Genomic DNA, 16,099 nt, shown 5'->3' on the forward strand with positions numbered 1-16,099 from the left:
CGCCTTTCTGGCGCGCCTTTTTTCTTTCCCACCAATAGCGCGGCTAATCTCTGTTAAAATTAAATCCTCACGCCTGATGCCGGACGTCTCTACTGGAGAAATTATGTTGTGGATTTGGAATGCCCTGATCGTGTTGATTACTGTGATTGGCATGGAAGTGGTTGCTGCACTGGCACATAAATACATCATGCATGGCTGGGGTTGGGGATGGCATCTTTCCCACCATGAACCACGCAAAGGCGCGTTTGAAGTTAACGATCTTTATGCCGTTGTGTTTGCTGGATTATCGATCCTGCTTATTTATCTGGGCAGTACGGGAATGTGGCCGCTTCAGTGGATTGGTGCGGGCATGACGGCCTATGGATTGCTCTATTTCATGGTTCACGACGGGCTGGTGCATCAGCGTTGGCCGTTCCGGTATATTCCGCGCAAAGGCTACCTGAAGCGGTTGTATATGGCCCACCGTATGCATCATGCCGTAAGAGGCAAAGAAGGCTGTGTTTCTTTTGGTTTTCTCTATGCGCCGCCCCTATCAAAACTTCAGGCGACGCTAAGAGAACGACATTCGGCTAAATCGGGCGCTGCCAGAGATGGGCAGGGCGAGGCGGATGAGGCCGCATCCGGGAAGTAATGGCCTGACCGGATGCCATCAACAGAAGCGATAATTTTTCGGGTGTCGTGGTTGACTGCCGATGGTCCCAGGCTTCTGTTCCTGCCTGTTCAACTTTCACCCCAATTTTACGATAAACCTGCTTCGCTGTGGCGATGGCCCAGGCTGAGCGCAAGGGCAGCCCGGCCAGTCCCGCCGTAGCGGACAAATAGTAAGGTTCGGCTTCCTGCACCAGACGTCGGGCGATGCGGCTCAGCGCCTGACGGTTTTCCGGTGCCGCATAATTTTCTTTATTCAGTCCTTCATTTTCCAGCCAACTCGCCGGCAGGTAACAACGACCCACATGCGCATCTTCCACAATATCGCGGGCGATGTTGGTTAACTGAAATGCCAGCCCAAGGTCACAGGCGCGATCCAGTGTAGCGTTATCGCGTACGCCCATAATTTGCGCCATCATCAAGCCGACCACGCCTGCAACGTGATAGCAATACCGTAATGTATCGTCCAACTGAATGTACTCCGCCTCACGCACATCCATGGCAAAGCCTTCCAGATGATCAAACGCGTAAGCGGGCGCAATATCGTGGGCCATCGCCACTTCCTGAAACGCAGCAAATGCCGGTTCGTGCATCTGCGATCCGGCATAGGCCTGGCGCGTTTTCATCTCCAACTGCATCAGGCGTTGCTCAGGCGTTTGTAATGACGGCTGATCGGTTTGAAAACCCAGGGTTTGATCGTCAATCACGTCGTCACAATGGCGGCACCAGGAGTAGAGCATAAGTACGCTGCGCCGGGTTTTTGCGTCAAATAACTTTGAGGCAGTCGCAAAACTTTTCGAGCCAACAGCCATCGTTTCGACCGCATGATTGAGTAACGACGGATTATTCAAATCAGGTCCTCCAGCATTAAACCTGCAGTTGCCTTAGCCGAGCCGATCACGCCGGGAATGCCCGCGCCGGGATGGGTGCCTGCACCTACCAGGTAAAGATTATTAATGGTTTTATCGCGGTTGTGCGGTCGAAACCAGGCGCTCTGTGTGAGAACGGGCTCAACAGAAAAGGCTGAGCCTTGATAGGCATTGAGCTGGTCGCGAAAATCGAACGGCGTAAACATTCGCTGCGTAACCAACTGGCTACGCAAGCCAGGCATGTAATGTTGCTCAAGGTACTCAAAAATACGATCGCGCAGTCGCGGCCCTTCAACCGTCCAGTCGAGGTTCGCTGTGCCTAAATGTGGCACGGGAGCTAACACATAGTAACTGCCGCAACCTTCCGGTGCCAGTGACGAATCCGTGACACAAGGTGCGTGCAGGTAAAGTGAGAAATCGTCTGCGAGTCCGTCATGATTGAAAATTTCATGAATCAGCTCACGGTAGCGAGGGCCGAAACAAACCGTATGGTGGGCAAGCTGATCGTGATGGTGATTCAGACCAAAATAGAGGACAAACAATGAGTTGCTCATGCGCTTAGTTTGCAGTTTTTTCGACTGCTTCACGGCGGCAGGATGCTGACTTAACAGGTCGCGATAGGTGTGAACCACATCCGCATTGGAAGCGACAGCCCGGGTCGGGAATCTGCGTCCGTCCTCTAAATGCACGGCTTCAATGGTATCCCCCGTGGTTTCCATGTGGCTGACCTTCGCATTCAGTACCACTTCGCCACCCAGATCCTGAAACAGCTTTATCATCCCTTTCACTAATGCCCCGGTGCCACCGCGTGGAAACCAGACGCCCCATTCGCGTTCGAGTGCATGTATTAGCGTATAAATGGAGGAGGTGGCGAAGGGATTGCCGCCCACTAACAGCGAGTGAAAAGAAAACGCCTGACGAAGATGTTCATCCTCAATGTAGCTGGCAACTTTACTGTAAACGCTTCGCCATGCCTGCAGTTTCGCCAGATGGGGCGCGGCGCGAAGCATATCCCTGAACGACAAGAAAGGCACGGTGCCAAGCTTCAGATAGCCTTCTTTAAACACCGCACGTGAATAGTCCAGAAACTGACGATAGCCTTCAACATCGCGTGGATTAAACTGCTGAATCTGCGCCTCAAGCTGTGCCTGATCGTTATCGTAATTGAAAACCTTTCCTGACTCCCAACACAGGCGATAAAACGGCGCAACCGGCAGCAGTTCAACGTAATCTTTTAACTGTTTTCCCGCCAGGGTAAAGAGTTCTTCAATGGCGCTGGGATCGGTAATAACGGTAGGCCCTGCATCAAAAGTGAATCCCTGATCTTCATAGACATAAGCCCGGCCACCGGGTTTGTCGCGTTGCTCAAGCAGTAAGACAGGGAGCCCCGCCGCCTGCAGACGAATTGCCAATGCCAGGCCACCAAAGCCTGCACCAATTACCGTAGTTGGTTTCATGTTGTCGCTCTTTAACGATGAGTCGTCAGAATTGCCTGCAATGCCGCTAATACCGGAACAGGCGGCTTGCCGCTCAGAATACGTAGCCGATCGGTCAGCGTGAGTTTGCCCGCATAAAAACGGGAGATTAAATCTTCAGGTAAACCATAGAAGCGCTGCATAACACGCCAGCGTGAATCGGCGGGTCCCGCTAAAAACAGCATGCGATTCAACATGCGGAAAAAGCGTTGCTGCTGCCAGCGCTCGCGGGCAAAGTGGGTAATCGCCTGATGAATTGAGGACGATGTAAAGACATCAAGCGCACTCAGGCGATCGGCCAGCGCAACCGCAAGGGGGAGTGAATAACCGGTTGTGGGGTGAAACAGTCCGGCACGCAGTCCACTGCAGGCTAAAGGCTGTTGCTGCCAAAACGCGGTGCTATCGCCCGTTAAGGTTATTGGCAATGCGCCCTGTTCCTCACGAAGCAGAGTCTGAAGCTGCCAATCCTGCTGGGCAGCATAATCGCGAATATTTTGTCGCACGCGTTCAGGTTCCAGTGTCGCGTTATCGATATAGTGGGTATCTTCGATTAACAGTTCTGTCGCAGATAGCGGCAGGCTGTAAACAAAGCGATAACCATTTTGCTGATCGACCGTGGCATCCATAATAATGGGTGAGGATAAACCGTGCGGTTTACTGAGTCGCCATTCCTGTCCGATAAACGCCTGGAATCCCACGTTCAGCGCTGAATTTGGCGTATAACCTCGCCCATCAATCACCGCGCTGGCGCTGATGACCTGACCATTATTCAGTCGAACAGCGTCGGCGTGAACCTCTGCCACCGCGCGGCTAATCCATAAATGCTGACCAAACTTCTGTTGTAAAACCTCGGCAAAACGCTGCGAAGTCACAGAAAAATAGCCGCTGTTCAGCTTACGACGTCGCGTGGGAAAGCGGACCTGATAGTCGGGCCAGTGATATACCACCAGCGGAGCTATCCAGCGATGTTGGCTCTCGGTTAAATCAGCGTCGTGAAAGGACCAGGTATGATTACCGCCCGCCTGGGGGTCCGCTTCGATAAGCAGAATACGCATGTCAGGTTGCTGCTGCTGAAGGCGCAGGGCAATGAGGCCATTAGCCAGCCCGGCACCCACTAAAATCAGATCATAATGCGGTCGCATAGCCGCTCCCCTTCAAAACGGGCTGGCCGGTGCGCATGGCCTGCTCAACGATATCTGCAGCGGCCATTGTGCCGCCGGCTAAACGAAGGGCGGTCTGGATTTTCGTCATGCGTTGCGGGTAGTCGACGTTGGTCAGCAATGCACGCATCTGACGCGCCAGCGCATGGCTGGTGGTAAAACGGGACGCACGTTTTCCTATCCCATGATAAACAATGCGTGAGGCCACGCCGGGCTGATCAAATGCCAACGGAAGGGCTAAAAGGGGCGTACGATAATTAATGGCATCCAGCACCGTATTCATCCCGCCATGGGTAATGGCAAGCTGCGCCTGCGAGAGCGCGGCCGACTGATCGGCAAAATCCACAACCTGCGTGTGACGGCTTCGCGCCAGCTCTTCGGCCTGAAAGGCAGTCAGGCGGCCACAGTGCGCCAACAGAAGCTGACCATCAATCTCTTCACAGGCTTTCACGATGGTTTTAAACAGACCGTAGCGATGACCCTGCAACGTGCCCAGCGAGGCGAAAATTCGGGGCTTTTCAGACGGCGAAAAATAAAGCGGCGAAGAGGTTGATGTCGTCTGCGTTTCTCGCAGGGGGCCAACAGCATGAAAACAAGCCGGTAGCGCTTTACGGGGAAAATCCAGTTCTGGAATAAGCTGACTGATTTGTGCCAATGGCGAAAAACACTGATGGAGTTTATCCCGGGGTGCTAAGCCCATCCTGTGACTGTGATGGGCAATGACGCGGTCATGCCGACGCATCAGCCAGTCATAAATTTTTTCGCTGGCTGCATAGCGCTCACGTGCGGCATCGCTGGTGCCATAGTCAAAAGGCATCACCGCCAGGGGCAAATCCGGTTCGCGATTAAGCGGGAGTGCACAGGCAACCGAGACAAACGGCAGCCCCAGCGCTTCAGCGACCAGAGCGCCTGCCGGCTCCATCTGATCAACGATGACGCCATCTATCGCCAAATCGTTAAAGGCTCTGGGGAGCGCCTGGCACAGCATATCGCTGGTGCGCGCCATTTCATTGATGAGCCGAAGCATTGACGGCCCCAGAGGATGGGCCGCTAAGTGCAGCAGGCGCGATAATGAGCCAGACGGATGGCTTTCTTCTCCTACAGCATGAAATCCGATGTGGGGATGCTGAATGAGTGGTTTAGTGTCCTGTTGCTGAATAAAGGTCACCCGATGACCGCGAGCCACTAACTCCTGAGCGAGGTTTTCCAGTGCACGGACATGGCTGTAAAAAGGCGGAGCGATCGCCGCGAAGTGGCTCATGCAGCATCCTTAACTGACGGCAGCGAGTTTTTTGTCAAACCAGGCCTGGATAAATTGTTGAGTAGAATGACCGTTTTGACACGCGGCTGAGAGGTGCTCACTGGCGAGATGCAGATGCTGCCGCAGACGCTCTTCAACTGCTCTGGAGCCTAATAAATTGACCAGGGTCGATTTGCCTTCATCCTGATTGATGTCCTTACCCGTGTCAGCCATGCCATCCGTTAAATCGTCCAGCAGCTGAAACGCCTGACCGAGATCAAGCGAAAAACGGTGTAGGTAATCGCGTGCTTCGCTGGAGGCATTCGCCACAATTGAGGCCATCTGCATAGACGCGCAAAACAGGGTGCTGGTTTTAAAGTGGTTCGTCATCAAAATGGCTTCAGCGCTGCGCGGCTTATCGCCTTCTGACAGATCCTTAAACTGACCCTGTACCAGACCTTGCATACCAATGGCGTTTGATAATTCTGACACTGCGCGGTTTTTTGCCAGCGGCGTCAGGCCATCTGCATCAGCAATGACCCCAAAGGCTTTGCTCAGTAAGGCGACCGCCGCCAGTATTGCCACATGCTCGCCGTACTGACAGTGAACGGTAGGGCGGCCCCGACGCATCTGCGCATCGTCCATGCAGGGCATATCATCAAGAATCAACGATGCCGCGTGCACCATTTCCACGGCGCAGGCGAGATCCAGCAATCCCTCGTGGCTGACAGCGCAGCCCAGATCGCGTGCTGTGAGCAACAACAGCATCGGGCGAATACGTTTACCCGGTGCCAGCGCGCCCTCACGCATCGCGGCACCTACAAAATCCCGTTCTCCCTCGACAGGCAATAACTGCTCAAGCCGCCGATCAATATCAGCCAGTAATTGCTCAGCAGCACTGCGAGTGGAATGAACGTGTTTTTTTGCGCAGACCGTCATTCGGGCTGTCCTTATCAACGGATACATTTATGACAACGCTAAAAGTGCGATGCCCTTTAAAGAAACGCTTAATCTGCCATAACATGGTTGGCAGGCTTACCCGTTATTTTTACATTTAGGGTTTCAGGTTTTTTCTCGCTAAATCCACATAATTAATACTAGTTGAGCCTGTGGAAAAGGTGGAGAATTCATAAACCTCCGTCGTATTTGCCTGTGGCGTGACAGGTTTTCCTCAGCGCCCGGGGTTCAGCCTGCCAGTGCACGTAATGTCGCAATTACCTGAGAAACGTCATTAGCACTGAGCGCCGTGTCTTTAGCAAATTTCACCTGTCCCTTCTGGTCCAGCACAATGACTGCCGCACCTTCGGGCTTAAGCTGCCAGCGGTGCTGTGCCACACCGCTACTGTCGATAATAAACTGTTCCCATGGCGATGCTTTTTTACTGGCGCGGATACTATTGACCACAAACAGACTGCTGCCAGGTAAAGCATCATCAGTATTGACGATGGTCGTGGTCTGGAATTGTTTTTTAGGCAGGTTGGCGTGCTGAAGAGCGTCAATGAGAGCTGCCGACTGTTCTTTTGCCGATAATCGACCCGCAACGTGAATAATTAAACGTGTTTTCCCCGTCAGAGTCAGACTGTTCCATTTTTGATAGTCAATCTTTCCGCTATCGAGCCGCATCTCACCTTTATCCGCAATAAAAACAGACGGTAGAGGCTGCCCGACAACGATGTTATGGGCGTTTGCCCAACAGGAAACGAGCAAAAGCGCCATCAATCCATAATGTTGCACTGTGTTATCTCTGGTTATTGGGAGCCATCTTACCAGCTTAGCAATTTTATCAACCCTTTGACTGTTTTATGCCCATTCCTGTTTTAGATCAATAACGGCGGGATGGGATTGAACAAAAATGCATCAACAATTCAGGGTCAGGAGGTAAGCATGCACTCAGATCTTATGACATTATCTGAAATGGCGGTCTACCTGGGCATTTCTCAGGCAAGCCTGGTCAGGGCGCTTTGCAATCAAGGCGAATTAAATGGTGTGCCTCTTCCCGAGGCGCTGGAGCACCTGCCTCTGACGCAACGCCATTGGTTGAGAGAGGATGTCAGTCAGTTTAAACATGCGCTGCAACGTGCCCATGTTGTCCACCATGATTAAATACGTGGACTGAAATTACCCGGTATATCGTTACGATCAATAAAACGCCCGCACCAGGCGGGCGTCGTATTTATTTGCCCTGCTCGTCGCTTTCACCCAGGAAGAAATACCAGAGTGGAATAGACATCAAGCCGGTGAATACCGTGGTATAAAGCAAAATCATCATGGCCTGAGTGATATACATCATTAGCGTCCAGTCGCTGAAAGGGATGTTGTATTGTTCAATGACGCCACTCACCATGGCTCGCGCCATGACCGTTCCCACTATTATCGCCAGAATGACGACACTGCGCAGAAAATAACGCATCTCTTTACGCTTAACGGCAAAACGGGATTGCACAATCGCCAGCGGGGACTGTTTGTCCAGCGGTGTGACAGTATCCTGACGCGTGGCGCGATGCGCTTTTCGCCAGCGCTGGATGTCGAGCAGGGCGAAGGCCAGTAAACTCAATCCCATCAGCGGCAACGCATAACCTAATACCAGGGCAAGCATCAGGCTTGCGCCCTGAAGATAGCGCGGTAAAACCAGCCATGCCGACAGCAGGGTTTGCACGGGATTAACCTGCGGTAATGCCGGACGGCGAATCCACCACATGCGATAGCCCAATACGATCATCGCACACAAGCCCGCGCCAAACAGCACCAGGATGAGTTGATTGGGCAGCCCAAACAGCACGCCCATGTGCGCATCCACGCCCCAGCGCGTCAGTTTTGCGACCAGAGGGAAATGGGCAAACTCTACGTGGTCGACAATGCTAAAGTTATCAGGATTAACAGAAACCGAATCGACATGGCTCGGCCAGCGGCGGTCAATCTCACTCACCGTCCATGCCTGACCCCCACTTTTCGGTTGACGTAATTCAATTTTTGCCGCCTCCAGGCCTGCTCTGCGTGCGGCGGCCTCAACCCTGTCCCAGTCAGCGTCGGGCTGATTAAGGATGGCGGGAGTGCGGGCCTGGTGATCTGACATGGCTGGCATAGCGCCGCTCATCGTCATACCGTCCATCGTGGCATGGTGGTCGGCGTGAGGATCGGCAGGCACCGCTGGCGCATCACCGTTTAACGCGGTTCTGACCTGAGGCGTCAACCAGCCAAAGTCGCTACGCATTTTATCGATATTATTGCCAGCCCATTGTGACCAGGTTAATCCCGTTACGGAGAAAAACACCAGACCCAGCGACAGCACTAAGCCAAGTGTGACGTGCCAGGAACGCGTTAAAGCAAAACCAGCACCTGTCTTTTTGACCTTACGACGGGGACGTGTGCCCAGCCACAATACGATGCCGCCCAATGCCGCTACCCATAACCACGACGCCGCCAGCTCACTGTAATTACGGCCGATATCACCCAGCAGCAAACCGCGATGAACCTGATCGAGCCACATGCGCAGTGGCAACACGCCGCTGGTGCCATAAACCGTCATATCGCCTTTCACACCAAGCGTATAAGGATCGATAAAAATCGAACGCGATTCTGAAGGGCCTAACTGCGGATCTGAGAATTGCACACGTGTTGTATCCTGTGCGCCAGGGGCAGGACGAACGGCATAGATCCGTAAATTACCCGCATAATGTCGTGCCGCATTAATTTGCGCAGAAAGGGGTTTGGCATGGCCCTGCGCCTGCGCGTCAGTGGTTAATGCGTCTTTATAAATAAAGTTCTCTAATTGCGGCGTTATGACATACAAGGTGCCGGTTAATGCGGCAATAAAAATAAATGGCGCAATAAACAGGCCAATATAAAAATGTAGACGACGAAGTACAGTCAGTACCGCCCCGCGAGGAGGTGGATTGTTTTCCCGTGAAAAGGTCATAGCTATTCCCTATTTTCAGAATACCGGGGTTTTCTTCCCGCACGCTGGCGTGAAAAAAAGATCACATAAAGGAGATAAACAATCGGGACAACGGGGGCGCGCGAGGCCGATAACTCCCCTTCAGGCGTGGCAACGCAAGGTGTACAATGTGTTGCGGCGGAGGGGCGCGGCTGATAAGGCACATTAGCCAGATGAAGGGAATAAACACCCACAACATTAACGGGACATGCACCAACAGATCACAATAACCGCAGGCGACGCCATCATCCATCATCATGCTGTGATCGGCCATCGCCCTGTCGCTGTGATGATCCATCATCGGCATATCCGCACTCATGCCCGACATGACCATGGCATCATGGTGTTCAACAAGATTTTTAGATACCACCGGTGCAATAAACAACAGCAGTACGGCCAGTATCGCAATACAGGCGCTCAGGCGTTGTCGTTTATAGCGGGTGGATTTCATCATCAAAACGAGGACAGTTATTTACAATTTAAGGGCGGCAGTGTAACGCGGCGTAGATAAAAGGGTTAAAAAAAATGGCACTTAAGACAAAAAAATTAGCACCTTTTGAACACCTTCACCTTAATTAGCTTTGAGGTTAACTTTCTTGTTACTCATGTCGTACATTTAAATAACATTATTAATCTGTGTTGTTGTTATTTGAGAGGGACTTAATGAAAATTGTAACGCTGGATGGCGGCACATTGCCCGTACCCCCACCGCAACCCACCTGGTGTAGTGACTGGCAATTTCGTCATGACACGGCAGAGGACGAGATTGTTATGGCGCTCAAGGGCGCGACCATTGCCATTACTAATAAGGTACCCTTGCGCGCAGCAACGCTGGCAGCGCTGCCTGAGCTACGCTACGTCTGTGTGACGGCAACCGGCTATGACTGTATTGATATCGCGGCCTGCAAAGAACGCGGTATTGTGGTCAGCAACATTCCGGGCTATTCAACGCAAAGTGTTTCCGAGGGCGTGATCGCGTTCATTTTTGCCCTGCGACGCCAGATAGTGGAATACGCTAACAGCACGCGTCATTTATGGCCTGAATCCTCTCATTTTTGCCTGCACCAGACGCCGATACAAGATATCGCTGGCGCGACGTTGGGTATCGTGGGTAAGGGCGATATTGGCACCGCTGTAGGCAGGCTGGCACAGGCGCTGGGAATGCGAGTTGTTTATGCTGAACGCAAGGGCAGCAGCAAGGTACGTGACGGCTATGTAAGCTTTGACGAGATGCTGGCCTCCAGCGATATCATTTCATTGCACTGCCCTTTGAGTGAGCAAACCCGGCAACTGATCGATCGTGACACGCTGAGCAAAATGAAACCCCAGGCGCTACTGATCAATACTGCGCGAGGCGGTTTAATTCATGAAGCCCATCTGGCGGAGGCGCTACGAAATGGTACGCTTGCCGGTGCTGCACTGGATGTGCTCACGAGTGAACCGCCTGCAGCGGATCATCCCTTACTCCAGCCCGATATCCCGAATCTGATCCTGACGCCGCATGTTGCCTGGGCGAGTCATAGCGGTATGCATAACCTGCTACAGGGCATCATGGTCAATCTGGCTGGCTTCGAACAGAACCGTCCTGTCAATGTAGTAAGCTAAGTCAGAAAATCGAGCGTCCTAGTTTATCGGTCAGGCACTCCAGCGCGGCAGTGCCGGCTAATGAATTACCTGCATTGTCTAAACCCGGTGACCAGACAGCGATACTCATTTCACCGGGGATCACGGCAATGATGCCACCTCCTACGCCTGATTTAGCCGGCATTCCCACCCGCCAGGCAAATTCGCCTGCTCCGTCATACATACCACTGGTGATCATCAGTGCATTGATTTGTCGGGCCTGACGGGAGGTGATCAAGGCTGAACCCTCCAGCGTTTTTCCCTGGTTAGCCAAATAAATAAAACTGCGAGCCAGTTCAATACAGTTCATAGACAGCGAGCAATAGTGGAAGTACGTCTGCATCACGCTGGTGACGTCGTTATTAAAATTACCAAACGACTTCATCAGCCAGGCGATCGCCGCATTACGGGCAGAGTGTTCATATTCTGAGCGGGCGACATGGCGATCATACTGAATATCGGGTTGCTGACTGAGTTGACGGATGATCTCAAGCATGCGCTGGCGAGGCGCAGTCAGCCGTGTCTCCAGCAAATCGCAGATCACCAGTGCCCCAGCGTTGATAAAGGGGTTGCGCGGCTTTCCCTGCTCCAGTTCAAGTTGAACCAGTGAATTAAAAGGTTGGCCGGACGGTTCCTTACCCACGCGCTGCCATATCTCGGCATCGTCATAGCGTGTCAGAGCAACGCTCAAAGAGAGCACTTTGGAAATTGACTGGATCGAAAAACGTGTTTCAGCATCGCCTGCCTGAAAAACAGTGCCATCACGCAAACACACTGCTATACCCAGGTTATCCGCTGCGACGTCAGCCAGTGCCGGAATATAGTCTGCGACCTTACCTTGATGAACCAATGGACGAACCTGATCAAGAACGGCTTCCAGCAATGTATTACTAAGAGTGGTCACACACGTCTCTCCAGAAGAATGGATGATGGCGCAGGATGATGAGCGTCCTGAAGCCGCAAATCAATGGGTTGCCGGTAAAATTGCCAGACGACATCTGAAATCTATGCACAGGTTGCCATTGCGGCTCATCATTCATTTTGCCGTAGTGGGTTTGCTGATTTACTAAAATTCGGAAATAAATAAAAGCGAGGAATTATGGCGGAGATGCGATAACCTCTGGATTTAATTTGCATTGTTGGTGCTGTTTAGCACGCTAATTTTGAGGTCAGGCATGCGCGCTTTTGTTTCAAATCGACCCGGAATCTTCCGTCCCCGTCGGTTGCGGTTGTTGCAATATCTTATACGGCGTGACAAAACGCCGATCGCATTGCTGCTGCTGGCCGCGCTGGTGGGGGTACTGACGGGATTAACGGCAGTGGCATTTGATAAAGCGGTGAGCTGGGTCATTCATTCCCGCCTCAACTGGCTTAGCCAATTCGAGAATCAGGGCATATTACTGGGATTGTACGCCTTTATTTTCTCTGCCGTCCTGGCGGCGATAGGGTATTTCCTCGTCAGACGCTTTGCCCCTGAAGCGGGAGGTTCAGGCATTCCCGAGATTGAAGGGGCGCTGGAAGAACTGCGACCGGTACGCTGGTGGCGGGTTCTACCGGTTAAATTTGTGGGTGGTTTGGGCGCGTTAGGGTCGGGAATGGTGCTGGGACGTGAAGGGCCGACGGTGCAAATCGGTGGGAATATCGGCCGCATGTGTCTGGATATTTTTCGCATGCGCTCGTCTGAATCGCGCCATACTATTCTGGCGACCGGTGCCGCCTCTGGGCTGGCCGCCGCCTTCAATGCGCCACTGGCTGGCATTCTGTTCATCATCGAAGAAATGCGCCTGCAGTTTCGTTTTAGCCTGATATCCATCAAAGCCGTGTTTGTTGGCGTGATTACATCAAGTATCGTTTTTCGCACTCTGAACGGTAACGAGCCCATTATTGATATCGGACAGCTGAAAGATGCGCCGATACAAACCCTCTGGTTATATTTACTGTTGGGGATTTTGTTTGGTGGCTGCGGTGTTGCCTTTAATCGCCTGATATTTACGCTTCAGGATCTGTTTCAAAAGCTACATAAGGGCCAGACGTCACGTTGGGTGCTGGGTGGTGCGGTGTTGGGAGGATTGTGCGGTTTGCTGGGGTTAATCCTGCCTCAGGCCGTCACTGGCGGTATTACGCTTATCCCTGATTTTTCAGCGGGTCATTACACATCAACGGCATTACTTTGCCTGTTTTTATTGCGAGCCTTAACCACCTTATTGTGTTTTGCGTCCGGAGCGCCCGGCGGCATCTTTGCGCCCATGCTGACGCTTGGTACGTTACTTGGCATCAGCGTGGGTCAACTCTGTGTCGCGATGTTCCCAGAATATCACCTTGAAGCCGCAACCTTTGCGGTAGCGGGCATGGGGGCGTTATTTGCGGCCTCGGTACGCGCTCCGCTGACCGGCATTATTTTGGTGCTGGAGATGACCAATAATTACCAACTGATCCTGCCCATGATTATTACCTGCCTTGGCGCTACCTTATCCGCACAATACTTCGGAGGAACGCCATTGTATTCAACCCTTCTTGCGCGGACGCTGGCTAAGCAGCAACAAAACGATCCAGAGGATAATACAAAGCGCGAGCGAGCCTGAGGGTGGCAGCGAAGGAGTATTTAAAAGCGAAACGGAAGATGTATTTAGGTGACAGCCTGGCTGCAGGTCTGGCTGTCCAGGTTAAGACAATCGGCCCTGACTGACAGACCGTCTTAAAGCCCTGCTGACTCCTGGCATAGCTGGGCCAGCGCGTCTTCACTCAGACCCGTTGCTTCCCTAATAGCGTCATGTGGCATGCCCATGTTGAGCAGGCTACGGGCGACTTCACGCTTGCCTTCGTTCCTGCCAATCTGCACGCCTTGCTCAAGGCCTTTCTCAATACCTTTCTGCTCAAGCTGTTGGGCAATGGTCATTAGCGCATCTCCGTGCTGCGGCACGCGTTGTGCCAGTTCGCGAACAAAGGCTTCGGAGTCCGCTGACTCACCTGCCTGAACTAAATAGTGTACCAGTGTAGTTACCTGTGGTGAAGAAAGATGATTCGCCATTAAGAGCGTGACCAGGCGATCGGCCAGTGTGGCGATATCACGCCGGTGTATATGCTTCTGTAGCAACGTGAGTGCGGCCATGCTGCGATGGTGCATAATCTCGTCATCCGGTATTACCGTGACATCCACTAATGGAAATTCCCTGCTGTAGAATTTTCCCGCCAGCTCTGGATATTCAAATCCATCCAGCCATCGGGTGGAATAGGGATAGGGGCTGCGCTTCCCTGCATAAAAAAGTATCGGAATGACCAGCGGCAGTTTTTTATGCCCGGCGGCCAGATGGCGCTGCATTGCCGCTACCGCATAGCGTAACAATCTGAAGGCCATATGTTTGTCCGGGGTGGACTGATGCTCAATGAGCACATGGATATAACCCTCTCCGCCGGTCGTTGTTTTCATGCGATATAGCACATCGCTGAAATACTGACGCAGGTCGTCTTCAATGAACGATCCCGATTCAAGCTTTAATGAACTGAGGTCGCAAATCGCACGTAATCCCGCAGGAAGATGCAGTTCGATAAAATCTCGTGCAATCTCTGGCTGCGTCAGAAACTGGCGAAAGGTGGCATCGTGAGGCGTCGGTGTACTGTGCTTTTTTTTCACGGTTTATCGTCCTTAACCGGATACCCTACGGTATGTCCCTTTGGCATCGCGTCATCAAACCTGGCGTGGTCTGAAAACCCGAAATAATCAGGCATGACGCGCGGCAACGATCCGTCCACAAGGGCTGGAACCTGTGAGTCGTTGCGTTGAGGTGCCGGAGGTCAGTAAAAGACGATTTAGTGTGGCTGTAAAGCCTGCAGATTTAGCGCTGTGCAACTTCACGCAAAATGGGTCGGGGAGTGCACCTCAGCGTGATAAGGGCGAAGCGCAAGAGGTAAATGGGCCCTGCATTGAAAAGCTTATAAATTGAGATGACTAAAATAATGCAAACATCAGCGCGACGGGGAAGCTCATAGGCCAGGTTGCGCCGACCAAAAGAGCACTCAGTAATTTTATGCTGAGTTTATCTTTGGCGATAAAGAAGGTGATTAATGCCGCTACCGAGGCAACAACGCCGTAGAAGACCAACATATGTTGATAAAGTGTCATTTTAGCCCCGCCGTCTGTTTCGTTGTCTGGTACAGATCATGCGGAATTTTGTGACTCAGATCAAGTATCCGGCCTTTTGTGTAAATAAAAAAATGGCAGCTAAGCTGGGGTGTTGTTGCCTGCCTGCTGGCCATCACTGGCGATTTCACCCTGAAACGTTGCCATTTAACGCGGCTTTATCCCTGCTCGCAGGCCGATCCTCAGTGCCGAGGTTGTCTGGCGAATGACAGGTTTTAACGTTCGCTAGCCCTCTGTTCCCTGAGTGCCTGTTACTATTACGGGGCCGATTTTGAGACATATACTGTTTCAACGCGGGGCTAACATATCGTCGCCCCTCAGGTCTCGATAACACAGGAGTATCAGGTGAATAAACTTTCCTATCTGTTGTTAATCCTTTTATGTCCTTCGGCTTTTGCTTTGACGCTGCAATCAAAAGACTTCAGTGATAATGGTCTGTTAGACAAAAAGTTTGCAGGTGCCAATAAAAGTAACGCCGCCTGTACCGGTGATAACGTATCGCCCGAACTTAACTGGTCTGAAATACCGGCAGGCACCAAAAGCTTTGCTTTAGTGATGACCGATCCTGTCGGCGCTAAAGGATTGGGTGTAACCCATATGGTGGCCTATAACATTGCCGCCGATCGTACCGCTTTTGCCCAAGGTGAACTGACGCAAGGAAAGGGGTACACCGGAGGGAAAAACTCACCAGGCACTGCGCATTATTACGGACCTTGTCCACCTGTGGGCTCAGGTATTCACCATTATAATTTCGTGCTTATCGCTACCGATCTGGCGCCGTCGGTGCTTGAGGCCGGGTTAACACAGGATCAGCTACTGAACAAACTTAAAGGCCATTCTCTTGGTGCGGCCAGCACGGTGGCCCGCTTTGGCAATGACTGAGTCTGACGGTAGCACATAAAAAAACACCCTGCGGACTAATGCCGATCATTTAAGGATCGGTTGACCGATCCAGTGGCAGGTGTAAAAAGGGTTCATGTTCATCATGGACCCTTTTTTATGGAACTCTCAC

At 52.2% G+C, this 16,099-nt stretch carries 17 protein-coding genes; 6 read left to right on the top strand and 11 right to left on the bottom strand.

The genetic code is table 11. The annotated features are described in order from the left end of the window. Positions 1 to 103: 103 nt before the first annotated feature. Positions 104 to 631 (top strand): sterol desaturase family protein, encoded by a 528-nt coding sequence (locus FBY13_RS13740; RefSeq protein WP_063877023.1) that lies wholly within the window; start codon positions 104 to 106, stop codon positions 629 to 631. Here FBY13_RS13740 and crtB read toward each other — a convergent pair. The 6 genes from crtB to FBY13_RS13770 form a co-directional block, all read right to left on the bottom strand. Then, a complete protein-coding gene (crtB, locus tag FBY13_RS13745; RefSeq protein ID WP_063877024.1) occupies positions 570 to 1,499 on the bottom strand; it encodes a 15-cis-phytoene synthase CrtB in 930 nt (309 codons plus the stop codon). The two genes, FBY13_RS13740 and crtB, sit on opposite strands and share 62 nt — an antisense overlap. Further along, a complete protein-coding gene (locus FBY13_RS13750) occupies positions 1,496 to 2,974 on the bottom strand; it encodes a phytoene desaturase (protein ID WP_145394426.1) in 1,479 nt (492 codons plus the stop codon). Before FBY13_RS13750 ends, crtB begins: the two co-directional genes overlap by 4 nt. Before the next feature lie 11 nt (positions 2,975 to 2,985). Then, a complete protein-coding gene (gene crtY, locus FBY13_RS13755; protein WP_145394427.1) occupies positions 2,986 to 4,134 on the bottom strand; it encodes a lycopene beta-cyclase CrtY in 1,149 nt (382 codons plus the stop codon). Next, positions 4,118 to 5,413 carry a glycosyltransferase gene (locus FBY13_RS13760; protein WP_145394428.1) on the bottom strand — a complete coding sequence of 432 codons (1,296 nt, stop codon included), beginning with the start codon at positions 5,411 to 5,413 and terminating at the stop codon, positions 4,118 to 4,120. Before FBY13_RS13760 ends, crtY begins: the two co-directional genes overlap by 17 nt. Before the next feature lie 9 nt (positions 5,414 to 5,422). Next, positions 5,423 to 6,331, bottom strand: a complete 909-nt coding sequence (locus FBY13_RS13765; protein ID WP_145394429.1) for a polyprenyl synthetase family protein — start codon at positions 6,329 to 6,331, stop codon at positions 5,423 to 5,425. Positions 6,332 to 6,577: 246 nt separating this feature from the next. Beyond that, entirely contained in the window at positions 6,578 to 7,108 is a 531-nt protein-coding gene (locus FBY13_RS13770; RefSeq protein ID WP_181377149.1) for a YtfJ family protein, read from the bottom strand. 168 nt (positions 7,109 to 7,276) lie between these two features. Here FBY13_RS13770 and FBY13_RS13775 point away from each other — a divergent pair, with 168 nt between their 5' ends. Continuing rightward, complete coding sequence (locus FBY13_RS13775) at positions 7,277 to 7,495, top strand: DNA-binding protein (protein WP_063877030.1); 219 nt, start codon at positions 7,277 to 7,279, stop codon at positions 7,493 to 7,495. Between the two features lie 70 nt (positions 7,496 to 7,565). Here FBY13_RS13775 and FBY13_RS13780 read toward each other — a convergent pair whose 3' ends face one another. Together FBY13_RS13780 and FBY13_RS13785 are read right to left on the bottom strand one after the other, a co-directional pair. Continuing rightward, positions 7,566 to 9,308: a DUF2534 family protein gene (locus tag FBY13_RS13780; RefSeq protein WP_145394430.1), complete on the bottom strand. Its 1,743-nt coding sequence runs from the start codon at positions 9,306 to 9,308 to the stop codon at positions 7,566 to 7,568. Between the two features lie 61 nt (positions 9,309 to 9,369). Continuing rightward, a complete protein-coding gene (locus FBY13_RS13785) occupies positions 9,370 to 9,780 on the bottom strand; it encodes a DUF2946 domain-containing protein (RefSeq protein ID WP_063877032.1) in 411 nt (136 codons plus the stop codon). Positions 9,781 to 9,989: 209 nt separating this feature from the next. Here FBY13_RS13785 and FBY13_RS13790 point away from each other — a divergent pair, with 209 nt between their 5' ends. Then, the gene (locus FBY13_RS13790; protein WP_145394431.1) at positions 9,990 to 10,931 is read left to right on the top strand and encodes a D-2-hydroxyacid dehydrogenase; all 942 of its coding nucleotides are present in this window, start codon (positions 9,990 to 9,992) and stop codon (positions 10,929 to 10,931) included. Between the two features lies 1 nt (position 10,932). Here FBY13_RS13790 and glsB read toward each other — a convergent pair whose 3' ends face one another. Then, positions 10,933 to 11,853, bottom strand: a complete 921-nt coding sequence (glsB, locus tag FBY13_RS13795) for a glutaminase B (RefSeq protein ID WP_109717735.1) — start codon at positions 11,851 to 11,853, stop codon at positions 10,933 to 10,935. Between the two features lie 22 nt (positions 11,854 to 11,875). Between glsB and FBY13_RS23460 the strand changes: the two genes are divergently transcribed. Continuing rightward, positions 11,876 to 12,019, top strand: a complete 144-nt coding sequence (locus FBY13_RS23460; RefSeq protein ID WP_186440818.1) for a hypothetical protein — start codon at positions 11,876 to 11,878, stop codon at positions 12,017 to 12,019. A gap of 93 nt (positions 12,020 to 12,112) precedes the next feature. Beyond that, complete coding sequence (gene clcA, locus FBY13_RS13800) at positions 12,113 to 13,531, top strand: H(+)/Cl(-) exchange transporter ClcA (protein WP_370513224.1); 1,419 nt, start codon at positions 12,113 to 12,115, stop codon at positions 13,529 to 13,531. 113 nt (positions 13,532 to 13,644) lie between these two features. Here clcA and FBY13_RS13805 read toward each other — a convergent pair whose 3' ends face one another. Next, a complete protein-coding gene (locus tag FBY13_RS13805; protein WP_109717737.1) occupies positions 13,645 to 14,580 on the bottom strand; it encodes an Rpn family recombination-promoting nuclease/putative transposase in 936 nt (311 codons plus the stop codon). Positions 14,581 to 14,895: 315 nt separating this feature from the next. Further along, on the bottom strand, positions 14,896 to 15,069 hold the full coding sequence (locus FBY13_RS13810) for a GhoT/OrtT family toxin (protein ID WP_074180956.1): 174 nt from the start codon (positions 15,067 to 15,069) through the stop codon (positions 14,896 to 14,898). 363 nt (positions 15,070 to 15,432) lie between these two features. Here FBY13_RS13810 and FBY13_RS13815 point away from each other — a divergent pair, with 363 nt between their 5' ends. Further along, positions 15,433 to 15,969, top strand: coding sequence for a YbhB/YbcL family Raf kinase inhibitor-like protein (locus FBY13_RS13815; protein ID WP_096011704.1), 537 nt, complete (start codon positions 15,433 to 15,435; stop codon positions 15,967 to 15,969). Positions 15,970 to 16,099: the final 130 nt, after the last annotated feature.

The sequence above is a fragment of the Pantoea sp. SJZ147 genome, from assembly GCF_007828605.1.
GTDB classification, from domain to species: Bacteria; Pseudomonadota; Gammaproteobacteria; order Enterobacterales; family Enterobacteriaceae; genus Pantoea; species Pantoea allii.